Raw genomic sequence first — 25,665 nt, 5'->3', positions numbered from 1 at the left:
TCATGTTTACACCAACTGATGAGCTGAAAATAGGTCAAGTTGTTGAGGTCTCAGGGACAACTATCAAAGTTGAAATCTCGAATAAGGTCTCTGAACTAACTCGAACTTTCGAAGGTCGGGTTTATCCAATAGGACAAATCGGCAGTATGGTTAAGATCCACTATGGTCGAAAGGTTATTTTCGGTTTAGTTACAATGCTTCGAATGCGTTCTGAAGAATTGTTAGAGGCTGGAATACCTATAAATACTGAATCTGATCAAAGACTTATGGAAGTGCAACTGTTGGCCGAAGGTAGTTGGAATAACTCTAGTTCTAAATTGTCCTTTAAGCGAGGTATTAAGACATACCCATTGCCTCAACAAGGCGTGTTTTTATTAACAAATGGCGAGATTTCATGTGTTTATCGCTCAGCTGAAGGTGAACGAGAAGAGAAGGTCGACCCACTAGTTCCATTTGCTGTATATAGCGCATCGGAGTCAACTGCTTGCAGAGCGAATATAAACAAAATGTTCGGGATGCACTGTGCTGTATTGGGATCAACAGGTTCAGGAAAGTCGGGAACTGTCGCCGCAATAATTCATAGCGTTTTGGAGCATAACACTGGAGAGATGAGTTTTTCTCCGCAAATTGTCGTAATTGACCCACATGGGGAATATGGTGCCGCATTCAGTAAAAGGGCTATACAGTATAGAGCTTATGGCATCACAGCGGGTGAGGATCAACAAGAATTAATAAAATTACCATACTGGTTAATGTCAAGCGATGAATTTACCAGTTTGATAGTTGGCAAGACTGAAGAAAGTGCCACTAGCCAAAACAACATCGTCCAAAAAGCTCTGACACATGCTCGAATGGTTGCAGCTGGAATTGTGCAGCCGTGTCCTAGAGAGTTTGATACGGAAGTATTGAAAGAGCTAGAAAACCATGATGATCCAAACCTTTGTGATAAAAAAGACACATCGGACATTCTTGAGTTTGATAGAGATAAACCAAGACCATTTTGTTTAGATGAGTTTGAGAGCCATATAAGATTCATACAAGGAGGACGTTTTAAAAAAGGCTCGAAGATCCTTGAAACCTTGCCACCTACGGATTTAGGGAAAGCTCGTATTCCATCAGTCTTAGATAAGGTGAGAGTTCTCCGAAGAGATAAACGGCTGTCTTTTATGTTGCAATGTTGGGAAGGTGAACAAGATGAAATGAAACTTCACAAGGTTTTAAACCAGCTTGTTGGGGCTCCTGTTGAGGATAAAAAAGATATTAGAATAATAGATATCTCTGGCCTCCCTAACGAAGTTGCGGGCCCTCTAGCTGCCTTGATTGCTAGACTATTATTTCAATATAAAGTATTCCAGACACAAGAAGAGAAAGAAAAAGATCCGATTCTGCTCGTATGTGAAGAGGCGCATAGATACGTACCTGATCATGGAGAGGCACAATATGCAGCAGCACAAGGAGCAATAAGACGCATTGCACGAGAAGGTCGAAAATATGGGATTGGCTTAATGTTAGTAAGTCAGAGGCCCGCAGATGTAGATAGCACTGTGATATCACAGTGTGGCACTTGGGTTGTGTTAAGGCTTACTAACTCTGCGGATCAACAGCATGTCGCCCGCTTTCTACCAGATGGCTTGTCTGGGATGGTTGGAGCACTACCCATTTTGTCACAACAAGAAGCCATATTTGTAGGTGAAGGTGCCGCCCTTCCTTCGAGAATCAGGGTCAGAGATCTTCATGACAACCAACTTCCTAAATCAAACACAATACCATTTGCTGAAGGCTGGGCTAACGGCCGTCTAGATCTAAAGAGCCTAAAAGAAATTGCTGATAGGATGTGTAACTAAAGAAAAAAGCAGACTTGGAGATACAACTAGATACAAAGCCTTAGCCATAAAGGCAAGGCTTTATGTTCAATTGAAGCAACTATCTATAATATATCCGCTAGAAAATCAAAGCCTTGATCTTCATAACTTTCATTGCTCTCTTCACCGTCATATTTTGGCAGCTCATCAAAATACTCATCGTCTCGGTCATCGAAGTCAAAATGAGTTTCGATATGATCATCACTATCAAAAAAGGTCGAAAAATCATAACCTTCTTCAGTATCTTTGAACTTAAATATGGGGCTAATTAGGTTTTCTGGCTCAAAGAAGCTAATGTTATGCTTGAGAAGAGCTCCGAAAAAATGGTGTGTTTTAATAAAGTCAGTATTTTCGTTCTTGAGCCAGAGACGTTTACCAGCTTCGTAAGATAGTAACCAAGAACTACTCTCTAGAGAGTCGGTACTAGCAAATTTTCTTAAGGTATCGGCAAGAATATTTGAGCTAATTTGACCACTGTGATGCATATCTAAAATTAGAAGGTTGCAAACAGAACTATCCATGCCTTCTACTTCACGCACGACTTCTCGCTTAACATTTAACTTAAGACCCTTGCATATCGTCAGCAACCATGACACCTCACTATGGTGATCAGATATGGAGTGGGTTTTAATTTGGTTATGACAAAACCTCTCAATAGCAGGCTTGTTCAGTTCATAATCATAAAAATTATATGTTGAAAGAAGGTTTGCTATAACTTGGAGCGTGTTCGGAAAGCTATAACCACATTTCAGTATGTATGCTTCGAAAATATCCCAATTTGATTTGCGGATGATAGACGAAGATATTTGTTTTAGACCATATTTTACAACTGCTTCATCTTTAAACTTATCCTCTATCGAAAAAAGGACTTCAAAGTAGTTATGGATATCATCTCTCTGCTTCCTTTTTTCATCGGATATCTTTAGCTTCCTTATACTATATTTCCAAGACTCACTAACTAACTCTTTTACTTCAACTATTTTTGTTTTTGATGGGTTGATTTGAAGTTCAAAATTGCTTACCGCTTTAGTTAGTTCTGCTAAAGCTTTTTCTGCCTGTTCTCGTTTGTCAAAAAATAAACAGTAGTCATCAACATAGCGAAAACCAGCAGGCCAATATCCTATCGCTTCCTTGAGCTCTCTATCAATTGCGACTCCAATTAACTCAGCAATGATATGTGAAGTGTCAGGGCCAATCGGTAATCCAATGGTTTGTCCATCTTGCAACTTAGTACTTTTACTATCAAAAATATTACCAAAAAAAGCTGATGATGCTTTCCTGTTTCTTTTGGCTGCACTCTTGCCGTGAATAGCCCACGGAATTGAATGGGTATAGATAGTAGGAAAATAGCTAGTAATATCAGTTATCAATGCATATCGATAACCCGCAGATTTTGTCACTTTAGCTTCATAAAGCTCACTAAAACGACTTATATCTATTGCTCTGAGCGATGGAGACAGCTTAGGTTTGCTCAAGGAAATATTGCTTTTTCTATAGTGTCGTTCAATGTCAGACCAATACTCAGCGATTTCTTTAACTAGAAAAAAGTAACTAATCGGGTTAACTATGCTTGTCGCTCTTCGATAATATGAAGATCTTGCTACTGAAAACTTTTCCGCCTTAGTCTCTGGTTGTTTATGTGCTGACCATCGACCTTGAAATTTATGATAACTCTCAGCAAATTCGGTTGTTGTAAAGGTTGGCGGCAGTTGGACTGGAAAAAAACCTGATTTGAGTAACTCTTTGATCTTATCCATGTATCTAGGCTTATTTTGTTACATTGCACCTCATTACCTTAGAGGCGCAATTTTCAGAAAGATGTAGTCTTCATACTGAAGAAATTCACTAAGCAACACAAGGCATAACCATGCGTTTTGTGATTAGAGTTATTACAGTACTAAACTACTCCATATCTTCACTGCTCTTAATGAGACGCTACATTGGATTCACAGTACTATGATCTTGGAGATAGTGTTGCACTTTCAACATCGTACAGAGTTTCGTGGTTTCTCAACCAAAGTTGATACTGACTACCCAACAAAGAGGCATCTTTAGTACAATCAACATTCCAAAGGCGTAACCAATAACCCGCAACGGCCGCCCTAACTTCAAGAGTTTTAGCACCATCCACCATTCCAAAATCATGTTCGATGGTGATACTGTTTTGGACATTGTTTTTATTTGGGTGAGGAGCCAGCTCTAATCTAATGAACCTATTCCACTGGTTATCCCCTTTCCTAGAATTCTCAGATAGAACAACCTTATCAGAATGATGTGCACTGATTATTCTACCTAAAACAAAGTCACAAAATTTGTTCCTCTTATAATCATAAGCTCTTATATGCAGCCTGAGGCCATTGTCAACAATAGAGTGTGGGGCAATTACTCGACTAGATTCCCCATTTTGTACAGATAAGTAATTAACTTGTAACGCATTGCCATTAAGAATTGCCCTAGAAATGGACATCAGTACATTGAGCTTGGGTAAAGATAAGCGCGGCGGGACAGTGAAACTCTCACCCTCACCAAGCCCTAGTGATTTGGCTAAAACTGGACTTCTGAGTTTTCCTAAGGCTTCATTAATTTTTAGAGGGTACATCGGCGAGAACGCCGCTTCGTTAATAATGTACTTTTTCCCGCTATCATCAAAGTCTAAGTTGTTTGGCGCTAGCTCTTTGTATTTTCTAAAGTCTCTTGTTGCTGCAGGTGCAGAAATATCGAATTTATCAACTAGATCTCCTCTAGCCAGCCAACCACGAAACTGTAATAAGAACTCAATGTACTGCAGCCTTTCTTTCACGGCAAATGATAGATTTTCGTTGTTCATTGTTCATTCTCCTAAGCCAAAATTAGTATTACACAAAAAAATCACTTTAACCACTTGATCTGATCAAAATGATTAGGTTAGTATGTTTTATGAGCTAAGGCTCATTTTAAAATTCATATGACAAGTAAGGTGATAATCATGGCAGTCAACAAACCATATGGTGACAACAAAAGAATCGGAGCTGTTAAAGGGCGTTCGCAGTTCCAAACACCGTCAGGTCTTTGGGCTAAACGCGATACTAAGACTGGGCGAATCATGGACGTAAAAATGGATGGAGAACCATTTAAGGGGGTACGTAGAGAACAGAAATGAAAAGGGCAACGAAGTTGCAGCTTCATTGCCCTATAAATCATCTAAGCGAGTTAGACTGAATTGCAGTACAGACTAACTTTTCCTAAGCATGACCACTTAGATTTCGTGAGCATACTCAAAATTTATGTATATGGTCAAGATCTAGTGTGGTTTCTTTGAAAGAGATCCAAGTTATGAGTATTACTAATACAAATACTAATGAAGAAATTGAATACATTTATCGACCTTATATCACAGTTAAAGGAAAGCGAATCACTCGGAAAAATGGTGGAATGTTTAAGATTCCGATCAATAAAACAAGTAAGAAGCACTAAGAATGGGATTGGTGGTTCTTTGAAGAGCCACCAACTTGCTTTATATACGTAGGTGATACTAATGATGGAATATTTATTCCCTACTTTACTATTGATGGTAACACTGGGATCAATTTACGTTTTCTTTAATGCTCGTAGAAAGAGTAAAGACTCCGAGTCAACTCTTCGCGATGATGGTTTCAATTTTATCTTCTCAGGTAGAGGTTCTAATTTTATAGCATTTAGCCCCTCTACAGGCCGATTTCGATTTGGTAATTTAGTTAAAGGAACGTATGTTGAACGTTCTATCAATACGATCACTAACTACGAGTGGAAGTGGGTTGAGAGAAATGCCCAGAAAATTTCAAACAAATTTTTCTTCTATATCTCTGATGTTGAGTACTCAATGCATGAGGTTTTTTACAATGAAGAAGCAAGAATGGCTGAGGTTGAGTGGGCGAAGCTTCAAGCCGTAATCAGTGAATGTATGTCCGTTTCGAGTGAAAAAGTAAGAACAATGGAAAGACTAGAGCAATATGACTTCTTTGTGTCTCACGCCAGTGAAGACAAGCCTGCGTTTGTGAGGCCTCTTGTTAATGAGTTAAACAAGTTAGGCTTAAAGATTTGGTATGATGAGTTTACTTTAGAAATGGGAGACAGTTTGCGCCGTTCCATAGATTCAGGTCTTGGTAATGCTAAGTATGGCGTTGTTGTATTATCTCCTGCTTTTTTTTCTAAGCAATGGCCTCAATATGAATTAGATGCTCTTGTAAATAGGTCAATGTTAGGTGGAAAAGTTATTTTACCCATTTGGCACGGCGTTGATCATGAGCAAGTCTCTAGGTTCAGTCATAGCTTGGCGGACAAGGTCGCTTTATCAAGTGCTCATCATGAAGTAGAAGAAATAGCTTCACAGCTATTACGAATAATTCAAAAAGAGCAGTGAAATAACGTAAAGATATTTTCTCGTATGTCTGTCTAAATTTAGTTACAGATGTACTATACAATCAACAATATCGTCTTTTGAGGCATTACTTTAAGTCATTGTAAAATAAGCGTTTTGATCTTGCGGAGATAGCTTTCAAATCCCTATCTCTCCGCCACATTCTAAAGCCTCGCTTACTGCGAGGCTTTTTTCTTTATTCTACAGTCCCCTATGCAATTCAAACTTGCAATCTCCTATGAAAAGAAACTAAGGTTCAGTAAGTTATATTAGCCATAGGGACAAAAGGAACGTGAACTCTACTCTAGAAACAATACTCAACCACCGTTCTATTCGAAAATTTAAGCAGCAACCTATCGATAAGGATATTCTAGACACTATTCTTAAAGCTGGAATTGCCGCATCATCATCTAGCCTATTGCAAGTCGTCTCTATTATCAGGGTCACAGAGAAAGATAAGCGCAACAAACTGGTGGAACTTTCTGGCAATCAACCCTATGTGGCTCAAGCCGCTGAATTTCTCGTTTTCTGTATAGACTATCAGCGACACCAAGAGTTAAACCCAAACGTGAAAGTTGACTACACAGAGTTAGGTTTAATCGGTGCTATTGATGCCGGAATAATGGCACAGAACTGTTTAGTGGCGGCCGAGTCACTAGAGTTAGGCGGCGTCTATATCGGAGGCCTGAGAAATAAAGCGGCTGAAGTTGATGAGTTGTTAGGTTTGCCCCCGCACTCTGCGGTTCTTTTTGGGATGTGTTTAGGATATCCAGACCAAATCCCAGAGGTAAAACCACGCTTGCCTCTTGACGTCATTGTGCATGAAAATGAATACCATCAGCTAGATAAAAATGCGGTTGCACAATACGATGATGTGATGCTTTCCTATTACGCACATCGATCAACAAACCAAAAAAGCAGTACGTGGTCTTCACAAGTTACTAGTAAGCTAGAAGGTGAATCTCGACCTCATATGCTCGGTTACCTAAACAGTAAAGGTTTGTTCAAACGCTAATTTCTACAGTAAGAACTCATGACTTAATCTCTTTCTAGTCATGAGTTCTTTCGTACAAAGCAATTCACTCTTTCGGGATCACTACTGTAAAACGGGCGCCACCAATGTGGCTTTCATCTACAGATACATTCCATCCTAAGTTTCTGCTTGCCTGAGCGACAATAGCTAACCCTAGACCGAATCCGCCATTGTTATGATTTCGCGAAGAGTCCAAACGCGAGAAGGCGATAAATACTTCCTCTCGCTTTTCAATAGGGATGCCAGGACCATTATCTTCTACGTCCAAAGTCCAACATGAGTGGTACTCTCTCAAGGTGACATTGACTACCCCGCCACCGTAACGAAGTGCATTTTTAAGCAAGTTATCAATGACCAATTTGGACAAGCACTTAGAAGCCAAATACCTATCATCTAGGATGTTTGAATCTTTGATAAACTGAATTTGCTTGGTATCAGCGATAACATCGATACGTTTTTCAACTAGTTCAGAAACGGAAAATGCCTCGCGAGCGATTGGTAGTTCACCGCACCGACCGTTAGTAAGCCTCGATAACTTAAGAATATCACTGGTTAAATGGGAAATGTCTTCAATATAACTGTCTATGTCGTTAAAGAGTGTTTGTTTGTCCTTTGTATCCTCTCTTCTGAGTAAATCACTGGCCATTTGAATTCTAGTTAGGGGCGTTCGGATTTCATGAGGAATAGCCTGAGAAAACACCAGCGACTCTTTTACTTTTAGTTCGATATCATCAGCCATATCGTTAAAACTATGAGCGAGTTCTTTTATCGGTGAAATATGGAACACCTCAGAGCGAACACTAAGGTCACCTTGTCCAAATTTTGTCTGCACAACTAATAGTTTGTTAATGCGCTTGTTAACTCTGTGCAACGGCAAGTAAATTAATCCTGCTAAAGCGATGCTCAATGTCACGAATAAGGCAAAAAAGAACTGGTTATCGCTGTCTTCATACCATTTAGCGTCAGCACTAAACGGGTCTTCGGTTTCTATAAAAAATAGTTGCTTGTTGGCACGTGGTATTGGAAAAGCGGCTACAAATAACTGGTTATTTTTGATATAAACATCAATGCCATCTCTTCGTTTGAATAGTTCACAATCTGAACAGACGTCTGTAATGGGAGTAGTACTGTCCGATAGCATTAATTTGTAGTCGTAATACTGCAAAGAGGACATGCTGTTGAGTTTATGATGAAATCCGTGCCTCTCATGTTGACTATCGATATAATCTTGAACGTAAGAGTTACCATTGTCGATAAAAGAGCCAATATCCTCGTGTCTTAATAAAACATTCGTAACATTGATAAAGACGAAGAAGGTTAATACTAACCCTATTAGACTTTCTATGTACAAACAGGTAAACATGTTTTTCGGCTGAGACATTATTTTCATCGTTAGGCCTTAACCAGTCTGTATCCTTGGTTTCGAACTGTTTTGATAATTGCGTCATATATTTCAGCTTGAATCAGCTTTTTCCTTAAGCCTGAAATTCGCATATCGATCGAACGGTTGTAGGAACTGTACTCAATCCCTCTGACAACTCGACAACAATGCTCTCTAGAAACTGTTTTTCCCTTATTTTCAATAAGTAACTGAAGAATTTCAAACTCAGAGTTAGTGAGATTTAAAGGTTTCTGTTCATAGTATGCGGTCTGGTTCTCACTATTAACGACAATTCCATAAGCATCTGATATATATAAAGACTTTTCAGCTTGTTGGACAGGTTTATAACGGCGCATTAACGCTTCAATACGAGCAACAAGAATATGGCCTCTCACTGGTTTTGTTATATAGTCGTCAGCCCCTAGCTTAAATAGCGACACCTCACTCATTTCATCTTCTGCTGCCGTAACTACCATAATCATTCCAGAATAAAATGCGCGCGCTTCTCGACAAATATCCACCCCTGACTTTCCTGGTAACATTAAATCTAATATCACTAGATCGGGTTTAAGAGAATCGATTTTATTCAGAGCTATTGATCCGTCTTCAATCCAGTTGACTGTATAACCTTCTGCCTCCAAGAACATTTTGGTCAAATTTCCAATATGCATGTCATCTTCGATAAGCAAAATATTGCAATCCATAACTCCTCCTTAAAACGTAAACGCGCCGGAGTATATTGAAAGTTGAGCATTTCTCAATGCCAATATAAAAAAACATAAAAAAGTTTAGTATCACGGATTTTACAACGTCCTTGCTTACATTAGCTTACTTTGCCCAAATATACAGTACACCACACCATTAAAATTAATACTTTAGTGGTATCACATTACTCATGGAACCGAGAAATTACATTTAATGACTAAATGTGACTAGATAATTATTGTACTCATACTTACAAATACCTTAATTGAGCACTGTAACTCCATTTGTACACCTAGATTTCTGCTCTGCATTTATTACTATCGCGCACAATTCAGAGGGTAGACTCACGTTTTATAACTGTCCCACTTCGTTTATAGGCATTAACGTATTTCAAATAATGTTGAGCTTGTAAAGGTTACCGTTAGAAATCATTAGGAAATAAAATGCATTTGATTAAGTTGCTAAGCTTTAGCGCAATGACACTAGCTATTGCTTCAGGTTGTAAGTCAGACAGCGATTCAAGTAATCCAACTTCACCCCCTCCAACAGTTCCAGCCTCGAAGACCGTGAACAACATATCAATTAGTCAAGTAAGTAAGACACTTCCACAAGAGCTTAACATCGCAAGCAATGCTGGTTTTAACCTCTACGTTTCAGTAACTCCTTCAGGTACAGCGACGAGGCAATTGAGATCGTCAGGTATCAATGATGGTGCTATACATGTCATCGCGTATTTCGATGAATCAAAATATCCAGATACTATAGAAAAGGAGAGGCATAGAACAATCGTCAACTACAAAATCGAACGAGCTACCAAGATTCTTCAACACCTGATGTCCAACGTCCCGAACTCACAGTATGGAGAGAATAAATCGTCAATCGCTGCACTCATGGCTCAACGAGAAGCGACATTGATAATGACAGAAAACGATGAGCAAAACCAAATGATGCTCACCAAACTCTTTGTCAGCGAAGCGTTTCGTCAAAACAAAATAGATGATTGGGTATCAAAAGTTCCTTCTGCACCAAGCGTCCTTGATACAACATCAGAATCTAATTTCTTGAACTCTCTAATACCGCTAGCGTCGTCTGATGAGGATCTCTTAGATAATATTATTACTTCGATCTTAACCGGCGTACAACAAAGTCCCGATAGCCCCAAGTGGCTCATCAACAGCCAATCATTAATGTTCAGAGAGTTAACCCTTGAAGGTGACTGCCACTATATGAGTAACTTCGCGAACTATTGCGAAAACTTAGGTAAACATGCAGACAGAGACGCAGGGTTTGAAGAAATACTTCACTTGTTTCAAGCACAAGGTATCGCTCCTAATCCGACGTTTTATACGTTTCAACAACAGGTTCAACAACGAGCGCTCTCACTCTATACCGATCACGAAAACGGCCACTATTCACCATGGCAACCAGCCAACAGTAGTTGGCAAGATTGGAAAAATGACGACATAGATCCAGCTATCGGACCAAGCTATTCTCATGAGTACTTTGCGGCTGCATTCGAAGCTTACATGGGGATGTGGGAGCACAAGAGCAAAGGTTTAGATAACTATCAAGCAGTGACTCGCTCTCAAATGCGTTCTATTGATACCGAGTCAGCCTTTTGGATAGAAAACATGTTCCACGACTACTTGCAATACACCGCAAATATCGATTCCAACGGTGTCAAGACGTATTACAACCACCGATTTCCACAAGGGGGCTTAACTCCGACGTTCAATATGTCGAAAAGTACGCATCCACCTCTTGAGCCCTATACCTTTAAGTCTCGCTGGCTAGTTAACGTAAAAATCATAGGTGATGCAACGATTAACCTTAGTGCCAACGACCAGAACAATCATATTGAAGGTAATAAAAAAGACAATGTGGTTGATGGTAAGGGTGGCGATGACGTCTATATCATTGATGAGGACTTTGCTAACTGCGTTATCACAGAGCAGAAATACGCAGTTGCAGTGCAATGCTCAAACACGGGAACAGATACCCTAGCGAATTTCGAGGCTATTCAGTTTAAAGATCGCACATACTCCCTCGTGCAATAAATTCCTGCTCTAGGAAGCAACCCTATTGGTTTGCTTCCTATCAATCTAAGTTACTTTCCAGTATTTTCATAGCATTGGGTTTTGCTAAGCCGAACCCTTGAAACAATGACACTCCATGCAATTGACAGCGCGTTAATGTGTCTTGATTTTCAATGCCCTCTGCTACAGTAGTTGCTCCTATTTTATTAGCAGTAGTTACCGCTTCTGAAATTTTTTCATCACACAATAAGACACTTCTATCAAGTTTTAAGTAGTCAGCTTTAATTTCTAGTGCGCGGTCTTTAGTGGAATAGTCTGTCCCATAGTCATCAAGTGCTGTCTGCACACCAAATTTCGCGAGTTTGCCCTTTCCCACGACAATAGCGCGAATGTCAGATTCTTTAAACTCGGTAATTTCAAACACTATTTGTGATGGCATTGCACCAAATTCACCTATCCGTGTCATAAAACGTTCAATGGCAAGAGGTTCATTTGCAAGTAACTCGAACACACACGGAGAGACGTTTAGGAATAACTTTCGTCTTCTAAAACGAGAACAAGAAAAGTTATGCAGGTGTAGCTTACAACATAGAATAGTACAGACGACATTTATCTCGACTTGTCGCTCTAAATCAGCAAAGTAACGCGCCGGATCAAGTTTCCGACCAGAGGTGTGCTTTATCCGAGCCAACCCCTCAAGTGCGAGAAGCTCTAATTGTTGATTGAAAATTGGTTGGAACACACTAGTAAACTGAATGCCTTGATACACACCGGTGGCAAAGCCATCTGGTTGTATTTTTAACAGCTTTTGCACCGTGTCATATTTATTGGAATATATATTGCTAATGTCCATATTACGCAAGCAGTCCTTCCTTTGCGGGTTGCAGCACGAATTATCGGCGCAATAGTACCAAACCCCTGTGAGGAGATACGTAATACCATGTAAGCAAAGTACTTTGTTTGAGCCGCGTATTGGAATTGAGGCAAAACAATGCAGAAAGATAAGATCAAAAAAGAGCCGCCTAGGCGACTCTTTTATCAGGACTTGGATTAAAAGTTAATTAACCTTCTTTACCAAATACGTTGTTCTCTTGCTCTTGTACACGGATGAACGTGGTACGCTTAGTTAGCTCTTTCAGTTTCGCTGCGCCTACGTATGTACAAGTTGAACGAACGCCACCAAGAATGTCTTGGATTGTGTTGTTTACGTCACCACGGTAAGGCAGAAGAACCGTCTTACCTTCAGCTGCACGGTAGTTAGCAACACCACCAGAGTGTTTGTCCATAGCAGACTGAGAAGACATACCGTAGAACTTCATAAATTGCTTACCATCTTGCTCGATGATTTCGCCACCAGATTGCTCATGACCAGCTAACATACCACCTAGCATTACGAAGTCTGCGCCGCCACCGAAAGCTTTAGCAACATCACCCGCACACGCACAACCACCATCACCAATGATCATGCCACCTAGGCCGTGTGCAGCGTCAGCACACTCGATGATTGCAGAAAGCTGTGGGTAACCAACACCTGTCTTAACACGTGTAGTACATACTGAACCAGGACCGATACCTACTTTAACGATATCCGCGCCAGCTAGAATCAGCTCTTCACACATATCGCCAGTTACTACGTTACCTGCTGAAATCGTTTTCGTTGGGAATTCAGCTCGTACTTTTTGTACAAACTCAACTAGGTGCTCTGAGTAACCGTTTGCAATATCGATACAAATGAATTCTAGATCTTCGCTTAATGCTAAGATTTCTTTTGTTTTCTCGAAATCACGCTCAGACGTGCCCGTTGATACGAATACTTTGTTCAATGTTTCTTTTGTTGCACCAGCAACAAACTCAGCCCACTGCTCTACTGTGTAATGCTTATGCATCGCAGTCATTACACCATGTTGTGCTAGCGCTGTAGCCATTTCAAAACTACCAACAGAATCCATGTTAGCTGCAATTACTGGTGTACCAGACCATTGACGACCACTGTGCTTGAATGTAAAATCGCGGGTTAAATTTACTTGAGAACGACTTTTCAGTGTTGAACGCTTAGGGCGAAACAGTACATCTTTAAAGCCTAACTTAAGTTCTTGTTCGATACGCATTGTGTAAATTCCTTGATTTATATAGTACATGTTCCAGTGGGCATATGACTAAGCATAGTGCGTTGGCTCTCCGTTGGCAGACGGTTTACCTTTCTTCGGACACAAAAAAACCGGAGCGTTGGCAGACGCTCCGGTTTTCAGCATTATAGGTCGCGAAAATAATCTCGCAAGACTGATATTTTATTTTTTTTTGTGTTACCATTCCGACAAGTTGCAAATCCGCTGATTATCAATCCTATCTTAACGAAATAAAATCTCTCCAACCCTCTGATATAACAGAAAAAACCCACGTTATTTACATAAACAAGCTTACTTTAGCACTCGACGCAAACGTTTTTGCACTGTGCAAATATCGAGCTCTCAACACCTGAATGTGCATTTATTAACCGATTTTTGTGGTTATTCTTGTTATCTATTAGCTCATTTTTACCGATTGATTCGGAAAAAAACCGCTATTTTATATAACCTCTGAACTGTTCAAATCAAAAGTCATTGTTCTTATCGCCATCACGAATACTTCAAACGCTTAAGATGAAACATAATTGTCATGATTTCGAACTAATCGAATTTGTGGGAGTAAATCAGAAGCTAGCATGCCTACTTCTCCATGTTCCTTTGACTCCTGGTCAGCTGCAAGGCTGTGAATCAAAGTGCCAAGAGTTGCAGACTGCATGTTGTTTTTTCCCTGTCCTAATAGAGCTAAGATTGTTCCAGTCAATAAATCACCCATTCCACCACTGGACATCCCTGGGTTTCCTGCATGACAGACAACCATTGACTGACCATCATAAATCAGTGTTCCTGCACCTTTCAGTACCACTACTCCACCGTAAGTTTTTTGTAATGCTCTAATTGCCTGAAAACGGTCCTTCTCTATATCACTTATACGACAGTTTAATAATTGTGCGGCCTCACCTGGATGAGGTGTGATGATATGGTTCTTCAAGACAGCTGTGTCACTTTGTATCTGGTTAAGCCAATATAGGCCATCTGCATCAATGACGACTGGAAGATCCAACGACATCGCCAACTTCAGTGTTTGGTCAAAAACTCTAGCGGACCAAGCTGTTCGTCCTAACCCCACTCCAATTGCGATGGCGGAGCTCCAATTTACGCGCTCAGTCAATGATTGGGTGGTGCACGCATCAATCATCGCCTCTGGTAGCAACGTTCTTATTGGTGTGACACTCGCTTCGTGGGTTAAGACGGCGCAAAGCCCACCTCCTGCTCTCAAACAAGCCGCAGAAGCCAGATAAGCCGCCCCACTCATTCCATTGTTTGCACCAACCACTAGCAACTTTCCATGCGTTCCTTTGTGAGAATCTTTTGCTCTTTGAGGAAGATAACTCATCCAATGATTGTTGGTTAATACGACGTTTGCTTTATTCTGTTGAGCAAACTCCCTATCTACCCCTAATCCAGCAAAATGCAGGTGTCCTGTAAATGCTCTAGCTCGACCCGTAACTAACCCTTGTTTGACGCCGATAAAAGTCACGGTTCTATCAGCTTTGATCGCGTTTCCCAAAACAACACCGGTATCAGTATCAAGTCCAGAAGGAGTATCTATCGAGATGATTGGCTTAGAAGACTGGTTTAAACGATCAAACACATGAGAATAGAAAGGACGTACTTCACCTGAAATACCTGTCCCTAATAAAGCATCAATAATAACGTCAATGTCATCCGCAACCACATTTTCCGGCGAATCAATAACGCCACCAGCGGCTAGAAATTCATCTCTAGCTCGCAATGCGTCACCTTTAAGTGCGCTTGAATCGCCGATTTGCCAAACCGTAACGTCATAACCTGCACAAAGACTTAGTTTAGCGACGATATACCCATCGCCGCCATTGTTACCCTTACCGCAGCAAACTAGCAGTTTTCGAGTCTCTGAATAGTAAGTTTGTATAAGTTCAAATACTGACGCACCAGCCTGCTGCATTAAGGTATACATTTCTATACCCAATTGTTGGGCTACGATCTTCTCTCCTTCGCGAACTTGTTGCGAAGTGAAGAGCGATTCAGGCAAGGATGTTATATTTTGGTTCGAAGAGATCATTGTGTGCTCCCGTTTAACCCTAGTGTCAGCTTGTTGGGCAACAAGTGAGGGGCGACAAAGCTTTAGCTATTCGCTTTATTGGTATTTATCCAAATGTTAGCAAACGGGGCACTACAAAGGTGTGAATGAGATTACAAGTTAAAACTGAGGCCAGAAAATATGCAGCGCAAACCTCAAGACAATGGCGAAAATGATCAAAGCTACACCTAATCGATAACGTTTGTATTCATCAACGCTCATGGGAACGCGTTTATAGAACATCGTGACGACGCCCTTCCAATCTTGACTACGACGACCATATTGCACGATACCTGTGATAATGAACAATACACCGGCAAGTAACAGAAGTTTCTCTGTCCAAAAAACACCTTGCTCTATCATAACCCAACTCACTCCTTAAACTGGTTCGTAACTAGTTTATGATGGAAAGGCGTACTTTTCTGTAGAACTATAGTCTAATAGCGCACTTGTCATTAGGTCTGAAGCGATGTCTCGCCAACCGTCAATTTCTTCTATTAGATGTTGATGTTGTTTTTCTGTCACACTGTTGAGCGCAAGAGCTATGTATTTTTCTGCTACTAGTCGATTGTTAGCGATTTTAAGTTTTAGTTTCTCGCTATAAAAACTCTCACTGTCATTTAACAAACGCTGAAATTCTGGTTGAAAGTAGCCTAGGTCCGAGCGCCGGTTAAGCAACTGACGCATAAAGTGTTGCATCTGCTGACGATGGGCTTGCCAATCAAATACAGTAACATCCATTTCATTTGCCCAACGACTCGCAAGTGTTTTTTGCTGCTCCGTCAGAGGTCCGAACCAACGCTCCAAATTCTCTTCAATTCGCTGTTGGTAAATAAGTCGAACATCTTCGTCTTGGAGGCCTTGATACTTTTTAATGAACTTCTCGTCTTTCTGCTCTAAATTATCAAGTAACTCTTTCACTTGTTTATCTGTCATCTGTTGTGTCAATGCATACAGTTCAGGGGTAATCTGAGCGACTAATCGTTTAGTATGTAGCCTCACCTGTTCCATCTGCAAAGAAACATATTCTGCATCTACGGTTTTTGGGTCCTTATTTCGTATGTCCGTCAACTGTTGTAGGTAACGAGGCAATTCATTGGACTTATGCCAATCACCAAGAACAAGAATACGCTCAGTTAATATTTCCTCCTGGCCGTCTTCAAGCGTTACATAGTCATCAATATAATCAACAATGAACCAATCCAAATTGCTATATAAAAACTTGGTTGTACACCCTGTTACAATTAACAAGCTGACAAATAAACCAAAACTCTTAACCCAACCAACCTTTTTCATTTAAATACTTCTTCCTTAATGTACGTTCATCCGGACTTATACGAAGTTTAAGATAAGATTAGATTGAAAATGACTAAAGCGCCCAACTTTGAGCGCTTTTTAACTTGTTTAAATTTGTGGTCTTGCCGTTGAGTGTGTTGACGGTGGAAGGTGAGGTAAAGTGATCTCAGGCTGCTCGCCTGTAAGCGATCTTAAGAATGCAGTGATTTTCTTCGATTCATCTTTAGTTAAGCTTTGTCCTAACTGAATATCTGCCATTACTTCCACTGCTTCTTGCAGATCCCATACAGACCCGTCATGGAAGTATGGGTAGGTAAGTTCGATATTACGGAGTGTTGGCACTTTAAATACATATTTATCGAAATCCTTTCCTGTTACGGCGGCTCTACCGATGTCTGGATTATCTGTTTTAAATGCTTTAACCAAGCCCATTTTTTGGTACATCTGGCCTCCCGCTAGTGGTCCACTATGACAAGCGGTACAGCCTTTTTGCTTAAACAGTGCGTAACCTTCAACCTGTTCAGCAGTCAACGCTGAATCATCCCCCTTTAGCCACTTATCGAACGCCGCGTTGGGGGTGCGAAGTGTTTTTTCAAACGTTGCAATGGCATCTGTTACTTCATTAATGGTAAAGCTCTTTGAACCATACGCACTTTCAAACCACTGTTGGTATTGAGGGATGGATTGCAAAGTCCCAATAGCGAGTTCATGTGAAAACGCCATTTCTATCGGGTTTTCAATAGGCCCTGCGGCTTGCTCTTGAAGGTCTTTCGCACGTCCGTTCCAGAACTGTACGAAGTTTAAATCTGAGTTAAGAACCGTCGGTGAATTGATAGGTCCAATTGCCCACTTATGACCAATAGAGCTCGGAAGGTTATCAACGCCACCTTTCGCCACATTGTGGCAAGAATTACACGAGATCGTATTGGATGCAGATAACCTTGGTTCAAACCAAAGGGCTTTACCCAAGTCGACCTTTTGTTGGTCCAAGCCAACAACGGGTTCAATCACCTTGATCGGCTCTTGATCTTGCCTTTTCGCATTAACGTTAAATGCGATACCTACTGCTATTGCTGTTACTATTACATTTCTCATTGCTTATTCCTTTGCGCAAATATGTAAATATTAAATACAAGCGAATACCGACGATATATATCGTCTCGTTAGGTTATAATTATTATTAAATTCAACGAACTTATGGCTTATTTGTTCGTCGCAATAAAACAGTAAGGAAATATTAATCGCTTTTACAATGCAAAATTTAGATTAAGATTATGAAAAAAAGGAATGTAAAGTTTAACAAGCTGCCATCTGCCTTTATTTATGGGGATTTGAAAAATAATGAGAAATTAGTCATTACATTAACTCTACATTTTGTTTACACACTTTATTGATTTAAATCAACCAGGAAATTTATCGTTAGAAAAGAAACGATACACTAGCTCTATTTGTTTCTTCATCGCATTTCTCTAGTGAATTCCCAAAAGTCCGCCATATGCATTTCACCTAACGCTATACGTAATAACCGATATTCCAAATTGACACACCGATTTCGTTAACATGCTTCCAAATCAACCGGAGTATCCCCTATGAAAAAACCTTTATTTTCTTTACTGTTAGCCTCTACATTTGCTTTGCCTAGCTACGCAAACATCATCGTTGATATGCAAGGTGTGGATGAAAAAGACTACATCTACGATCTGCACAAGTGCGAAGAGATGTCTGGACAAGTACAGAAACAAAAATCATCAGGTGGAGCAATAAGCGGCGCTGCTAAAGGGGCTGCTTTAGGTTCAGCTGGCGTAGCAATCGCTGGTGGATCGGGTACTGAAGGTGCGAAAAAAGGTGCTGCAGTGGGAATGGCGGCTGGTGTTCTTGGCCGTAACCGCGCTAATCGTGAAAACTCAGAACAATATAAACAAGACAAGCAGACAGTAGTTAAAAACTGTATGACTAACCGTGGTTACGTGGTACTGAACTAATAATTGCTAAGTTCCTACCCAACAATTATAGTTGCCTTACATTAGCTAAATGGTATCGACTTGCCGATGAACGATCTCAATGCGCTACGCGTATTCTTAACCTTGATGCAAACGCAATCTACGTTAAAAACAGCCAAAGCATTAGGTCGTTCTCAGTCCTACGTCTCTAAAACGCTGGCTCAATTAAGGATCGACTTAGCGGACCCGCTGTTTGTACGCAGTGCAGAAGGCTTATCTCCGACTAGTTATGCTCAAAACATTGAGCCTAAACTAAAAAGTGCCCTTGCAGATATTACCGATGCTTTAAAGCCAGATACCTTCAATCCGAAATCTGTCGATAAAATCACTTTACACATCATCGAGCCCTACTTAATCGGCTGTGGCAAAGAAATTATTAATGCCATTCGCACGCATACATCAGCACCTATTGAAATTAGGCAATGGAATAAAGGCTCAGAGTCGTTGCTTCTGACGGAAGAAGTCGATCTTGCAGTCCATGCTCTGACTGACAAGCCTCAATCTATTTACCAGAAATATATTCACACGGGTACTGGTGTGTTATATGGCAACACGGACGGAGAATACGTTAAGTATATGGTTGCCGATCTAAATGAGCATATTGATTGGTACAAGCTACTTGATAGTGACGCACAAGCAACCATTTTCGTGGATAACCATGCATTGATGACACAGTTAATGGAACAATGTTACACATTGCGGTATATCACGTCCGAAACACCAGAAAAAGCTCCCTTACATTTAGACATGGCTATCTTAACCAAGGCGTCGCGTAAAAATGAAGAAAAGGTAAAATGGCTCATAGAAATCGTTGAACCAATTCTGCGACGTTATACCCCTCTTTCGTACAGCAACACACCCAACTGATACAAAGACATAGTTCACATATATAGGAAATCTGCGTCCGTTATTTCTTATAAATGAGCAATAGGCTGTTCTTTTGATATGAAACCCGTTTTATTCCTTTGATAAAAAAGAGCTCCTCACCTATTTTTAGCAGTGATGTAATACATCGTACAGTTAACGATAGAAAGGATGTCATTATGAGAAAAACAGTGGTAGCAGCATCAATTATTGGAACGATGATGGCATTGCCAGTTGTCGCCGACGATGGTTTTTATCTGGGTGGTCGATTGGGTGGTTCTCAACTATCCGATGCGTGTAATGTCTCAGCAGCACCTTGTACAGACAGTGGTTTCAGTGCCGGCGTTTATACTGGTTACGATTGGAATGACTACATTGCACTCGAATTTGCTTACGATTGGCTAGGCAGCTATGAAACTTCGTTTGTTGATGGAGCTAAGTATAGAAGAGATGCAAATTTGAGCGCTCTTACACTTGCTCCTAAGTTCTCTTACCCATTTAACGATGAATGGGCAATATTCGGCAAAGTTGGCGCCGCATATACAATGTATGATGACCGTAAATCAACAGCTCTGATGGGAGGAGTCGGTTTAGAGTATGACTTTGCAACAGCTTGGTCAGGTCGACTCGAATATCAGCGAATCAACGACGCTAAAGATGATTGGTTCAACACTGATGTCGATACTTTCTGGCTCGGTATTTCATACTCATTTGGTAGTGCATCTGAGGCTGCTGCAACCGCTGCTGCAGCTAGTTCAACTCAGGAGGCCTCAGCCGAAGAACCACCTGTTGCAGAAGCGGTAGTTATGACCAAAACATTTGAACAAGTTTCTGGTCAAGAAAACTTCGAGTTTAATAGCACTAAGTTGAACGAGAATACTAAGTCTGATTACGATCCACTTATCGCTCTAATGCAAGATCATCCAGATTCAACCGTAACTATCACTGGTTATACTGATTCATCTGGTCCTGAAGAGGTCAATCAACGAATTTCTGAAGAGCGTGCTGAATCCATCGCCGCTTACTTAGAATCTCAAGGCATAGACCGCTCTAGAATGACGGTTAGTGGCATGGGCGAAGCTAACCCAATAGCCGACAACTCAACGAAAGAAGGTCGTGCACAAAACCGTCGTGTTGAAATTACTGTTCCTGAGTTCGAATACACCACAGAAGAAATGGTAGAAAAAGCCCAATAGTAATGATTAAGAACAAAAAGAAACCGAGCTTGGCTCGGTTTCTTTTTCTATGCTTTAAGTGCTTGTTCCAAGTCAGCCAGAATGTCATCTATATGCTCAATACCAACTGAAAGCCTAATCATCTCAGGACGCACTCCCGCTTCTAACTGTTCAGACTCACTCATTTGTCTATGAGTTGTAGAAGCAGGATGACACGCTAATGATTTCGCATCGCCAATGTTCACTAACCTCTTAAATATCTGTAACGCGTCATAAAAACGCACACCAGCTTCATAACCGTCTTTCAAGCCAAAAGACAGAATGGCGGATGGTTTCCCATCCATATATTTACACGCCAATTCATAGTGAGCCGAATCTTCTAAACCGGCATAAGACACCCAACTCACTTTCTCGTGTTGTTGTAAATATTGCGCCACTTTGAGGGCATTTTCAGTATGACGCTCCATACGTAAAGGAAGAGTTTCTAGACCTTGTAGCAACATAAAAGCGTTCATTGGAGACAGTGCGGACCCTGTATTGCGCAAAGGTACGGTTCTAGCTCGACCTATGAATGCTGCTGGACCAAATGCCTCGGTATAAACCACACCATGATAAGATGGCTCTGGTTGATTGAAAACTGGGAATCGCTCTTTATGCTGGTCCCATGGAAACTTCCCAGAATCGATAATCACACCGCCGAGCGATGTCCCATGTCCGCCAACATACTTTGTCAAAGAATGCACCACTATGTCCGCACCATGCTCGATGGGTTTACAAAGTATCGGAGTCGCAACAGTATTGTCGACAATGACAGGAACACCTTGCTGATGTGCCAACGAAGAAATACCTTCTAGATCGACGATATTTCCTGCCGGGTTACCAATCGATTCGCAGTAAACTGCTTTGGTATGTTCGTCAATTAGCTCGGCAATCGATTCTGGCTTGTCATCTTTAGCAAACTTTACTTGAATCCCTTGCTTCGGCAACATGTGAGCAAATAAGGTGTATGTTCCGCCATAAAGTTGAGGCGTCGAGACAATGTTATCTCCGGCTTCCGCTAGAGTCAGAATTGCATAGTTAATCGCGGCACTACCTGCACTTACCACCAACCCAGCAATTCCTCCTTCTAAAGCGGCCATGCGCTGTTCGAGTACATCATTCGTTGGGTTCATAATGCGAGTATAAATATTGCCTGGTACTTCCAAATTGAATAGATCCGCTCCGTGCTGTGCGCTATCAAATTCGTATGCTACCGTTTGGTAAATGGGTGTCGCGACTGATTTTGTCGTAGGGTCCGTTTCATATCCGTGATGAATCGATAGTGTTTCGTCTTTCATTGTCCTTCCTTTTACAAAGTCCTATCTTTCTGGACGTTTTTAAGCGTCAGCCTTCCAGTATTTCATTACTAAATCGAGAATTCTTTGAATCAGACCAAAAAACCAACATGAGTTTTTGCTTTTTAACCTGATGTTTTATCGGTTTTACCAATTAATGAAATAAGTAGAGCCAGTTATACGTGCTTCAACAATCCTAGTATTGTTGCGACATAACCCAAGAGAAGAGAAATCCATATGACCGATAAAGCACTGATCGTCGAAGGTGGCGCAATGCGAGGCATATTTGCAGCAGGTGTGTTGGACGCATTTTTAGAACAGTCGTACAAGCCATACCACTTCGTTATCGGCGTTTCTGCCGGAGCATCAAACCTACTGGGATATTTAGGGAATGCTCCTGGTCGAAGCTACCAAGTTATTAAAGAGCTCGCGACTAGCAAGCAGTTTTACAACCCTCGACGGTTTGTAGCTGGTGGACATCTCGTAGATGTTAAATGGCTATATGAAGAATCCAATAGACAGTTTCCACTCGATCAAGACACGGTATTCAATTCCGTACCTTTTATTGCCGCAGCTACAAATGTTTCAACAGGTCTACCGGATTACTATGAAGTCACTCGTTCCAATATCGCTAAAGCATTAGAGGCAACCGCTTCATTACCTCTCGCCTATAAAGAAACACCTTGCTTTGATGGTGGGTGTTATACCGATGGTGGCGTAGCAGATTCTATTCCCGTACGTGAGGCTTATCGTCGAGGAGCCAGAGACATAACGGTTATCCTGTCTCATCCGTTAAGCTACGAAATGCCCAAACCTAAATCAGGTTGGCTGATGAAAAAGATGTTTGTCAAACACCCAAATGTAGGCCGAGCACTCACTAAACGCGCTCAAAACTACAATGAGTCTTTGGATTTTATCAAGAACCCGCCACTTGACTGCGTCATTCGTGTCATCTCTCCACCAGAGCATTTCCCGGTGCGACGTTTAACAATGAAAAAAGAGTTGCTGGATGTAGGTTACGATATGGGACGAGACGAAGGAAGAAAGCATGTTCACCACCTTAGAGGTGAACATGTCTATCAACAAGAAGAGTGCCCTTTTTGCTAACAACTGGTGTTTTGGGAACAGACCTTACAAGCGATTATGCTAGCTCAAACGTAATTACATACAATTCGTTCTCACTAGGATAGATGTCACGGATGACCTCTTTTAGCTGAGGCAAAGTCATGTTCTCTTGATGAGCGTGAGCCTCATTAATGTCGTCGTATTGGATCGCCTCAATAGAAACAATGTTTAAATTTCCAAACTTTCTACCAGTTTCAAACGTTGCAACAGGAATAACTCGTCCTAATTCAAAATCAATTTCTGTTTTGTCGCGAATCGTAATTGTTTTCTTACCTGACAAAATATCAGCTTCAAACCTTTCGAAAAACGTGATTTGGTCTAGCATACAATACCCTTAATTAACCAAACTTACTGTACTACCAATTCGCAATGCATGGACATCTAGACGAAGTGGCATTTGTTCTTTTAATTCGGAGACATGGGAAATAATCCCAATTGTTCGTCCGCTTTGTTGAAGCTCAACTAGAGTCTGAACTGCAAGGTCGAGTGACTCTGGATCTAAACTACCGAATCCTTCATCGATAAACAGCGTATCCAATCGAATGCCGCCACTATAGGATTGAACAACATCTGACAACCCTAGTGCTAAGGAAAGCGCTGCCATAAATGACTCACCACCCGAGAGCGTCGCCACATCACGCCATTTTCCTGTATATGCATCCTCTACTATCAAATCCAAGCCAGACCCTGCATTACCTTTACTTCGTGTTTCTTTTCGTTTTAGGTCATATCGACCTTTACTCATCAATCTCAATCTTTGTGATGCTTGGATGAGTACGTCGTCAAGCAATACGCCTAATACAAAACGATGAAGACTAATTTTATTACCCGTTTTACCATTAGCCACGTCACTTAATGTCCCAACCACTTGATATTGCTTATCAAGCTCTGCATTTTGCGACACCAACGAGTTCACTCGAGTTAATACGTTATTTAGGCTATCCAGTTTAGATTGCTGTTGTTGGAACTGACCTAACATATGTTGATACGATGCATCAGTTTCATTTTTGGCAACAAGCAGTTCCTGGACGTTCGGGTGCTCTACACCTTTCAACTCTTCAGTCAACAGCTTCAGCTGCTCGCTTACTCTAACCTCATCTCGAACAAACGTCTCAAGCTCAAGCTCAAGTGCAGCGATACGTGGCTCGTCTACTATCGAGGACAAGAAAGCTTCCTCGTCAGAAAAATGACTACTCAACAGTAGTGTCTTCCACCTCTCTACTGAAGACGCATGTTCGTTTGATAAGTCCTTCAATTGCTTAGTTAATGTGTCCAAATGAGACTGATATTTAACCAAGGTTTCTGCTGTCTGATTAGCATAGCGCCGTGCTGCTTCAAGCGCCTGAGAAAGCTGCATTAGTTCATCAGAGATTGAGGCTTGACGCTGAAGGACTAATTGGGCATTAGCGTATCCAGTCTTGTTGTTCGATTCCAACTGTACAACCACTGCTCGCAGTTGCTCTTTTGAAATTGCCGCTTTATTAACTGAATTCGTTAACGTGTTTAATAACTCTTGCTTGGCTGATGTTTCGCTAACGTGTTTGTTAAGGCGCGATTCCATGGCGCTTAAATCAATCTTGTTGAGCTCAGTGATTTTGTTTTCAAGCATCGTTATTTGATTTTGCGTTTCAATAGCAGATTGATCTAACTTCGCCTCATCCAACTCTAATGAATTTATAAGGTCGCTTCGCTGTAATACGGCACTGTCTAGAACACTATTTAGCCTTACTAGCTCTTGTTGCTGCTGGTTTAGCTCTGCATTTACGTTCGTTTCATTGGCTCTAAAGTCATTCAATTGTTGTAAGCTAACGGTTTCCTGTGATGGTGCCGCTAGTTTAGGGTGTTCAACACTACCACAAACTGGACAAGCGGTACCTTCTTCAAGAGTCGCGGCCAGTATCGAGGCTTGACTAGAATGCCAGGCTATTTCACATTCTGTACGCTTGCGAGTAGCGGCTTGAGCCGAAGCCGACAAGTTTTTAACCGTAGATTGAGTGTCATTTAGCTGTTTCTGCAACGCTACAATATTCGCGGCTATTGTTTTAAGTGTTTCAATACCTTGCCATTGTTTCCGCCGCTCACTGAGTGACATTGTCACTTCACCAAGTTTCTGCTTCTCTTTCCTTGCGTCACTCAACGATTTTTCAAACGTTAGAGTCTGCGCCTGAAGTCGTTCGACTTCATCGGATACTTGTTTATGCTGCTCTACATATGTGTTGAATTGACTGTCAGCATGTTTAGCTTCTCGCCTTTTATCATCAAGTTGGTTCAGAGTTTTTTCTAACTGCTTTAAG

Annotated in this window: 21 protein-coding genes and 1 pseudogene; 9 read left to right on the top strand and 13 right to left on the bottom strand. The window is 41.1% G+C overall.

Annotated elements, in window-relative coordinates; all coding sequences use genetic code 11:
- Positions 1-2 precede the first annotated feature (2 nt).
- Positions 3-1,844 (top strand): ATP-binding protein, encoded by a 1,842-nt coding sequence (locus tag OH456_RS05030; RefSeq protein ID WP_270032937.1) that lies wholly within the window; start codon positions 3-5, stop codon positions 1,842-1,844.
- A gap of 83 nt (positions 1,845-1,927) precedes the next feature.
- Here the strand turns inward: OH456_RS05030 and OH456_RS05025 are convergent, their stop codons facing one another.
- Both OH456_RS05025 and OH456_RS05020 read right to left on the bottom strand, forming a co-directional pair.
- Positions 1,928-3,619, bottom strand: a complete 1,692-nt coding sequence (locus OH456_RS05025) for an RNA-directed DNA polymerase (RefSeq protein ID WP_270032936.1) — start codon at positions 3,617-3,619, stop codon at positions 1,928-1,930.
- Between the two features lie 197 nt (positions 3,620-3,816).
- Positions 3,817-4,689, bottom strand: a complete 873-nt coding sequence (locus OH456_RS05020) for a WYL domain-containing protein (RefSeq protein ID WP_270032935.1) — start codon at positions 4,687-4,689, stop codon at positions 3,817-3,819.
- A gap of 138 nt (positions 4,690-4,827) precedes the next feature.
- Between OH456_RS05020 and OH456_RS05015 the strand changes: the two genes are divergently transcribed.
- The 3 genes from OH456_RS05015 to nfsA all read left to right on the top strand — a co-directional run bounded on the left by OH456_RS05015 (position 4,828) and on the right by nfsA (position 7,252).
- Positions 4,828-5,001: a hypothetical protein gene (locus OH456_RS05015; RefSeq protein WP_206376118.1), complete on the top strand. Its 174-nt coding sequence runs from the start codon at positions 4,828-4,830 to the stop codon at positions 4,999-5,001.
- A 375-nt stretch (positions 5,002-5,376) separates the two neighbouring features.
- Positions 5,377-6,240 carry a toll/interleukin-1 receptor domain-containing protein gene (locus OH456_RS05010; RefSeq protein ID WP_270032934.1) on the top strand — a complete coding sequence of 288 codons (864 nt, stop codon included), beginning with the start codon at positions 5,377-5,379 and terminating at the stop codon, positions 6,238-6,240.
- Positions 6,241-6,529: 289 nt separating this feature from the next.
- Positions 6,530-7,252 (top strand): oxygen-insensitive NADPH nitroreductase, encoded by a 723-nt coding sequence (nfsA, locus tag OH456_RS05005; protein ID WP_198558930.1) that lies wholly within the window; start codon positions 6,530-6,532, stop codon positions 7,250-7,252.
- Between the two features lie 64 nt (positions 7,253-7,316).
- Here nfsA and OH456_RS05000 read toward each other — a convergent pair whose 3' ends face one another.
- Together OH456_RS05000 and OH456_RS04995 are read right to left on the bottom strand one after the other, a co-directional pair.
- Entirely contained in the window at positions 7,317-8,651 is a 1,335-nt protein-coding gene (locus tag OH456_RS05000; RefSeq protein WP_270032933.1) for a sensor histidine kinase, read from the bottom strand.
- A gap of 11 nt (positions 8,652-8,662) precedes the next feature.
- The gene (locus OH456_RS04995) at positions 8,663-9,355 is read right to left on the bottom strand and encodes a response regulator transcription factor (protein WP_252039794.1); all 693 of its coding nucleotides are present in this window, start codon (positions 9,353-9,355) and stop codon (positions 8,663-8,665) included.
- A 444-nt stretch (positions 9,356-9,799) separates the two neighbouring features.
- Between OH456_RS04995 and OH456_RS04990 the strand changes: the two genes are divergently transcribed.
- Complete coding sequence (locus OH456_RS04990; RefSeq protein ID WP_270032932.1) at positions 9,800-11,413, top strand: hypothetical protein; 1,614 nt, start codon at positions 9,800-9,802, stop codon at positions 11,411-11,413.
- A 40-nt stretch (positions 11,414-11,453) separates the two neighbouring features.
- Here the strand turns inward: OH456_RS04990 and OH456_RS04985 are convergent, their stop codons facing one another.
- From OH456_RS04985 to OH456_RS04960, 6 genes are all read right to left on the bottom strand, one after another.
- The gene (locus OH456_RS04985) at positions 11,454-12,245 is read right to left on the bottom strand and encodes an EAL domain-containing protein (protein WP_270032931.1); all 792 of its coding nucleotides are present in this window, start codon (positions 12,243-12,245) and stop codon (positions 11,454-11,456) included.
- A gap of 208 nt (positions 12,246-12,453) precedes the next feature.
- Positions 12,454-13,500, bottom strand: a complete 1,047-nt coding sequence (locus tag OH456_RS04980) for a GMP reductase (protein WP_006073644.1) — start codon at positions 13,498-13,500, stop codon at positions 12,454-12,456.
- A 526-nt stretch (positions 13,501-14,026) separates the two neighbouring features.
- Entirely contained in the window at positions 14,027-15,559 is a 1,533-nt protein-coding gene (locus OH456_RS04975) for a bifunctional ADP-dependent NAD(P)H-hydrate dehydratase/NAD(P)H-hydrate epimerase (RefSeq protein WP_062461470.1), read from the bottom strand.
- 138 nt (positions 15,560-15,697) lie between these two features.
- Positions 15,698-15,940 (bottom strand): hypothetical protein, encoded by a 243-nt coding sequence (locus OH456_RS04970; protein WP_006073638.1) that lies wholly within the window; start codon positions 15,938-15,940, stop codon positions 15,698-15,700.
- Between the two features lie 36 nt (positions 15,941-15,976).
- Entirely contained in the window at positions 15,977-16,873 is an 897-nt protein-coding gene (locus tag OH456_RS04965) for a DUF6279 family lipoprotein (protein ID WP_270032930.1), read from the bottom strand.
- Positions 16,874-16,981: 108 nt separating this feature from the next.
- Entirely contained in the window at positions 16,982-17,968 is a 987-nt protein-coding gene (locus tag OH456_RS04960; protein ID WP_270032929.1) for a cytochrome-c peroxidase, read from the bottom strand.
- Positions 17,969-18,462: 494 nt separating this feature from the next.
- On the opposite strand from OH456_RS04960, the gene OH456_RS04955 reads away from it, so the two are divergent.
- The 3 genes from OH456_RS04955 to OH456_RS04945 all read left to right on the top strand — a co-directional run bounded on the left by OH456_RS04955 (position 18,463) and on the right by OH456_RS04945 (position 20,933).
- On the top strand, positions 18,463-18,855 hold the full coding sequence (locus tag OH456_RS04955) for a glycine zipper family protein (protein WP_006073632.1): 393 nt from the start codon (positions 18,463-18,465) through the stop codon (positions 18,853-18,855).
- Positions 18,856-18,921: 66 nt separating this feature from the next.
- On the top strand, positions 18,922-19,740 hold the full coding sequence (locus tag OH456_RS04950) for a LysR family transcriptional regulator (protein ID WP_006073630.1): 819 nt from the start codon (positions 18,922-18,924) through the stop codon (positions 19,738-19,740).
- A gap of 176 nt (positions 19,741-19,916) precedes the next feature.
- Positions 19,917-20,933, top strand: a complete 1,017-nt coding sequence (locus tag OH456_RS04945; RefSeq protein ID WP_270032928.1) for an OmpA family protein — start codon at positions 19,917-19,919, stop codon at positions 20,931-20,933.
- Between the two features lie 47 nt (positions 20,934-20,980).
- On the opposite strand, the gene OH456_RS04940 is transcribed toward OH456_RS04945, so the two are convergent.
- A complete protein-coding gene (locus OH456_RS04940; RefSeq protein ID WP_270032927.1) occupies positions 20,981-22,249 on the bottom strand; it encodes an O-acetylhomoserine aminocarboxypropyltransferase/cysteine synthase family protein in 1,269 nt (422 codons plus the stop codon).
- A gap of 234 nt (positions 22,250-22,483) precedes the next feature.
- Here OH456_RS04940 and OH456_RS04935 point away from each other — a divergent pair, with 234 nt between their 5' ends.
- Positions 22,484-23,353 carry a patatin-like phospholipase family protein gene (locus OH456_RS04935; RefSeq protein ID WP_006073625.1) on the top strand — a complete coding sequence of 290 codons (870 nt, stop codon included), beginning with the start codon at positions 22,484-22,486 and terminating at the stop codon, positions 23,351-23,353.
- A gap of 34 nt (positions 23,354-23,387) precedes the next feature.
- On the opposite strand, the gene yqfB is transcribed toward OH456_RS04935, so the two are convergent.
- Together yqfB and OH456_RS25970 are read right to left on the bottom strand one after the other, a co-directional pair.
- A complete protein-coding gene (gene yqfB / locus OH456_RS04930; RefSeq protein ID WP_088878544.1) occupies positions 23,388-23,696 on the bottom strand; it encodes a N(4)-acetylcytidine aminohydrolase in 309 nt (102 codons plus the stop codon).
- Positions 23,697-23,705: 9 nt separating this feature from the next.
- Positions 23,706-25,301, bottom strand: a pseudogene (locus OH456_RS25970) (SbcC/MukB-like Walker B domain-containing protein); the annotation flags it as partial.
- Between the last annotated feature and the right edge of the window lie 364 nt (positions 25,302-25,665).

Origin of the sequence: Vibrio sp. La 4.2.2 (assembly GCF_027586995.1) — a bacterium.
In the GTDB taxonomy this organism is placed as follows: domain Bacteria; phylum Pseudomonadota; class Gammaproteobacteria; order Enterobacterales; family Vibrionaceae; genus Vibrio; species Vibrio mediterranei.
This window is presented reverse-complemented; position numbering and strand designations above follow the sequence as displayed.

What these genes read in the sequence shown, in the direction of transcription:
- OH456_RS04965 (WP_270032930.1), bottom strand. Translation starts at nt 16,873, where the DNA reads ATGAAAAAGGTTGGTTGGGTTAAGAGTTTTGGTTTATTTGTCAGCTTG.
- OH456_RS04975 (WP_062461470.1), bottom strand. Translation starts at nt 15,559, where the DNA reads ATGATCTCTTCGAACCAAAATATAACATCCTTGCCTGAATCGCTCTTC.
- OH456_RS04955 (WP_006073632.1), top strand. Translation starts at nt 18,463, where the DNA reads ATGAAAAAACCTTTATTTTCTTTACTGTTAGCCTCTACATTTGCTTTG.
- OH456_RS05030 (WP_270032937.1), top strand. Translation starts at nt 3, where the DNA reads ATGTTTACACCAACTGATGAGCTGAAAATAGGTCAAGTTGTTGAGGTC.
- OH456_RS04995 (WP_252039794.1), bottom strand. Translation starts at nt 9,355, where the DNA reads ATGGATTGCAATATTTTGCTTATCGAAGATGACATGCATATTGGAAAT.
- OH456_RS05025 (WP_270032936.1), bottom strand. Translation starts at nt 3,619, where the DNA reads ATGGATAAGATCAAAGAGTTACTCAAATCAGGTTTTTTTCCAGTCCAA.
- OH456_RS04990 (WP_270032932.1), top strand. Translation starts at nt 9,800, where the DNA reads ATGCATTTGATTAAGTTGCTAAGCTTTAGCGCAATGACACTAGCTATT.
- OH456_RS04970 (WP_006073638.1), bottom strand. Translation starts at nt 15,940, where the DNA reads ATGATAGAGCAAGGTGTTTTTTGGACAGAGAAACTTCTGTTACTTGCC.
- OH456_RS05010 (WP_270032934.1), top strand. Translation starts at nt 5,377, where the DNA reads ATGATGGAATATTTATTCCCTACTTTACTATTGATGGTAACACTGGGA.
- OH456_RS04980 (WP_006073644.1), bottom strand. Translation starts at nt 13,500, where the DNA reads ATGCGTATCGAACAAGAACTTAAGTTAGGCTTTAAAGATGTACTGTTT.
- OH456_RS04950 (WP_006073630.1), top strand. Translation starts at nt 18,922, where the DNA reads ATGAACGATCTCAATGCGCTACGCGTATTCTTAACCTTGATGCAAACG.
- OH456_RS05020 (WP_270032935.1), bottom strand. Translation starts at nt 4,689, where the DNA reads ATGAACAACGAAAATCTATCATTTGCCGTGAAAGAAAGGCTGCAGTAC.
- OH456_RS04940 (WP_270032927.1), bottom strand. Translation starts at nt 22,249, where the DNA reads ATGAAAGACGAAACACTATCGATTCATCACGGATATGAAACGGACCCT.
- OH456_RS04985 (WP_270032931.1), bottom strand. Translation starts at nt 12,245, where the DNA reads ATGGACATTAGCAATATATATTCCAATAAATATGACACGGTGCAAAAG.
- OH456_RS04960 (WP_270032929.1), bottom strand. Translation starts at nt 17,968, where the DNA reads ATGAGAAATGTAATAGTAACAGCAATAGCAGTAGGTATCGCATTTAAC.
- OH456_RS05000 (WP_270032933.1), bottom strand. Translation starts at nt 8,651, where the DNA reads ATGTCTCAGCCGAAAAACATGTTTACCTGTTTGTACATAGAAAGTCTA.
- OH456_RS04935 (WP_006073625.1), top strand. Translation starts at nt 22,484, where the DNA reads ATGACCGATAAAGCACTGATCGTCGAAGGTGGCGCAATGCGAGGCATA.
- OH456_RS05015 (WP_206376118.1), top strand. Translation starts at nt 4,828, where the DNA reads ATGGCAGTCAACAAACCATATGGTGACAACAAAAGAATCGGAGCTGTT.
- OH456_RS04945 (WP_270032928.1), top strand. Translation starts at nt 19,917, where the DNA reads ATGAGAAAAACAGTGGTAGCAGCATCAATTATTGGAACGATGATGGCA.
- yqfB (WP_088878544.1), bottom strand. Translation starts at nt 23,696, where the DNA reads ATGCTAGACCAAATCACGTTTTTCGAAAGGTTTGAAGCTGATATTTTG.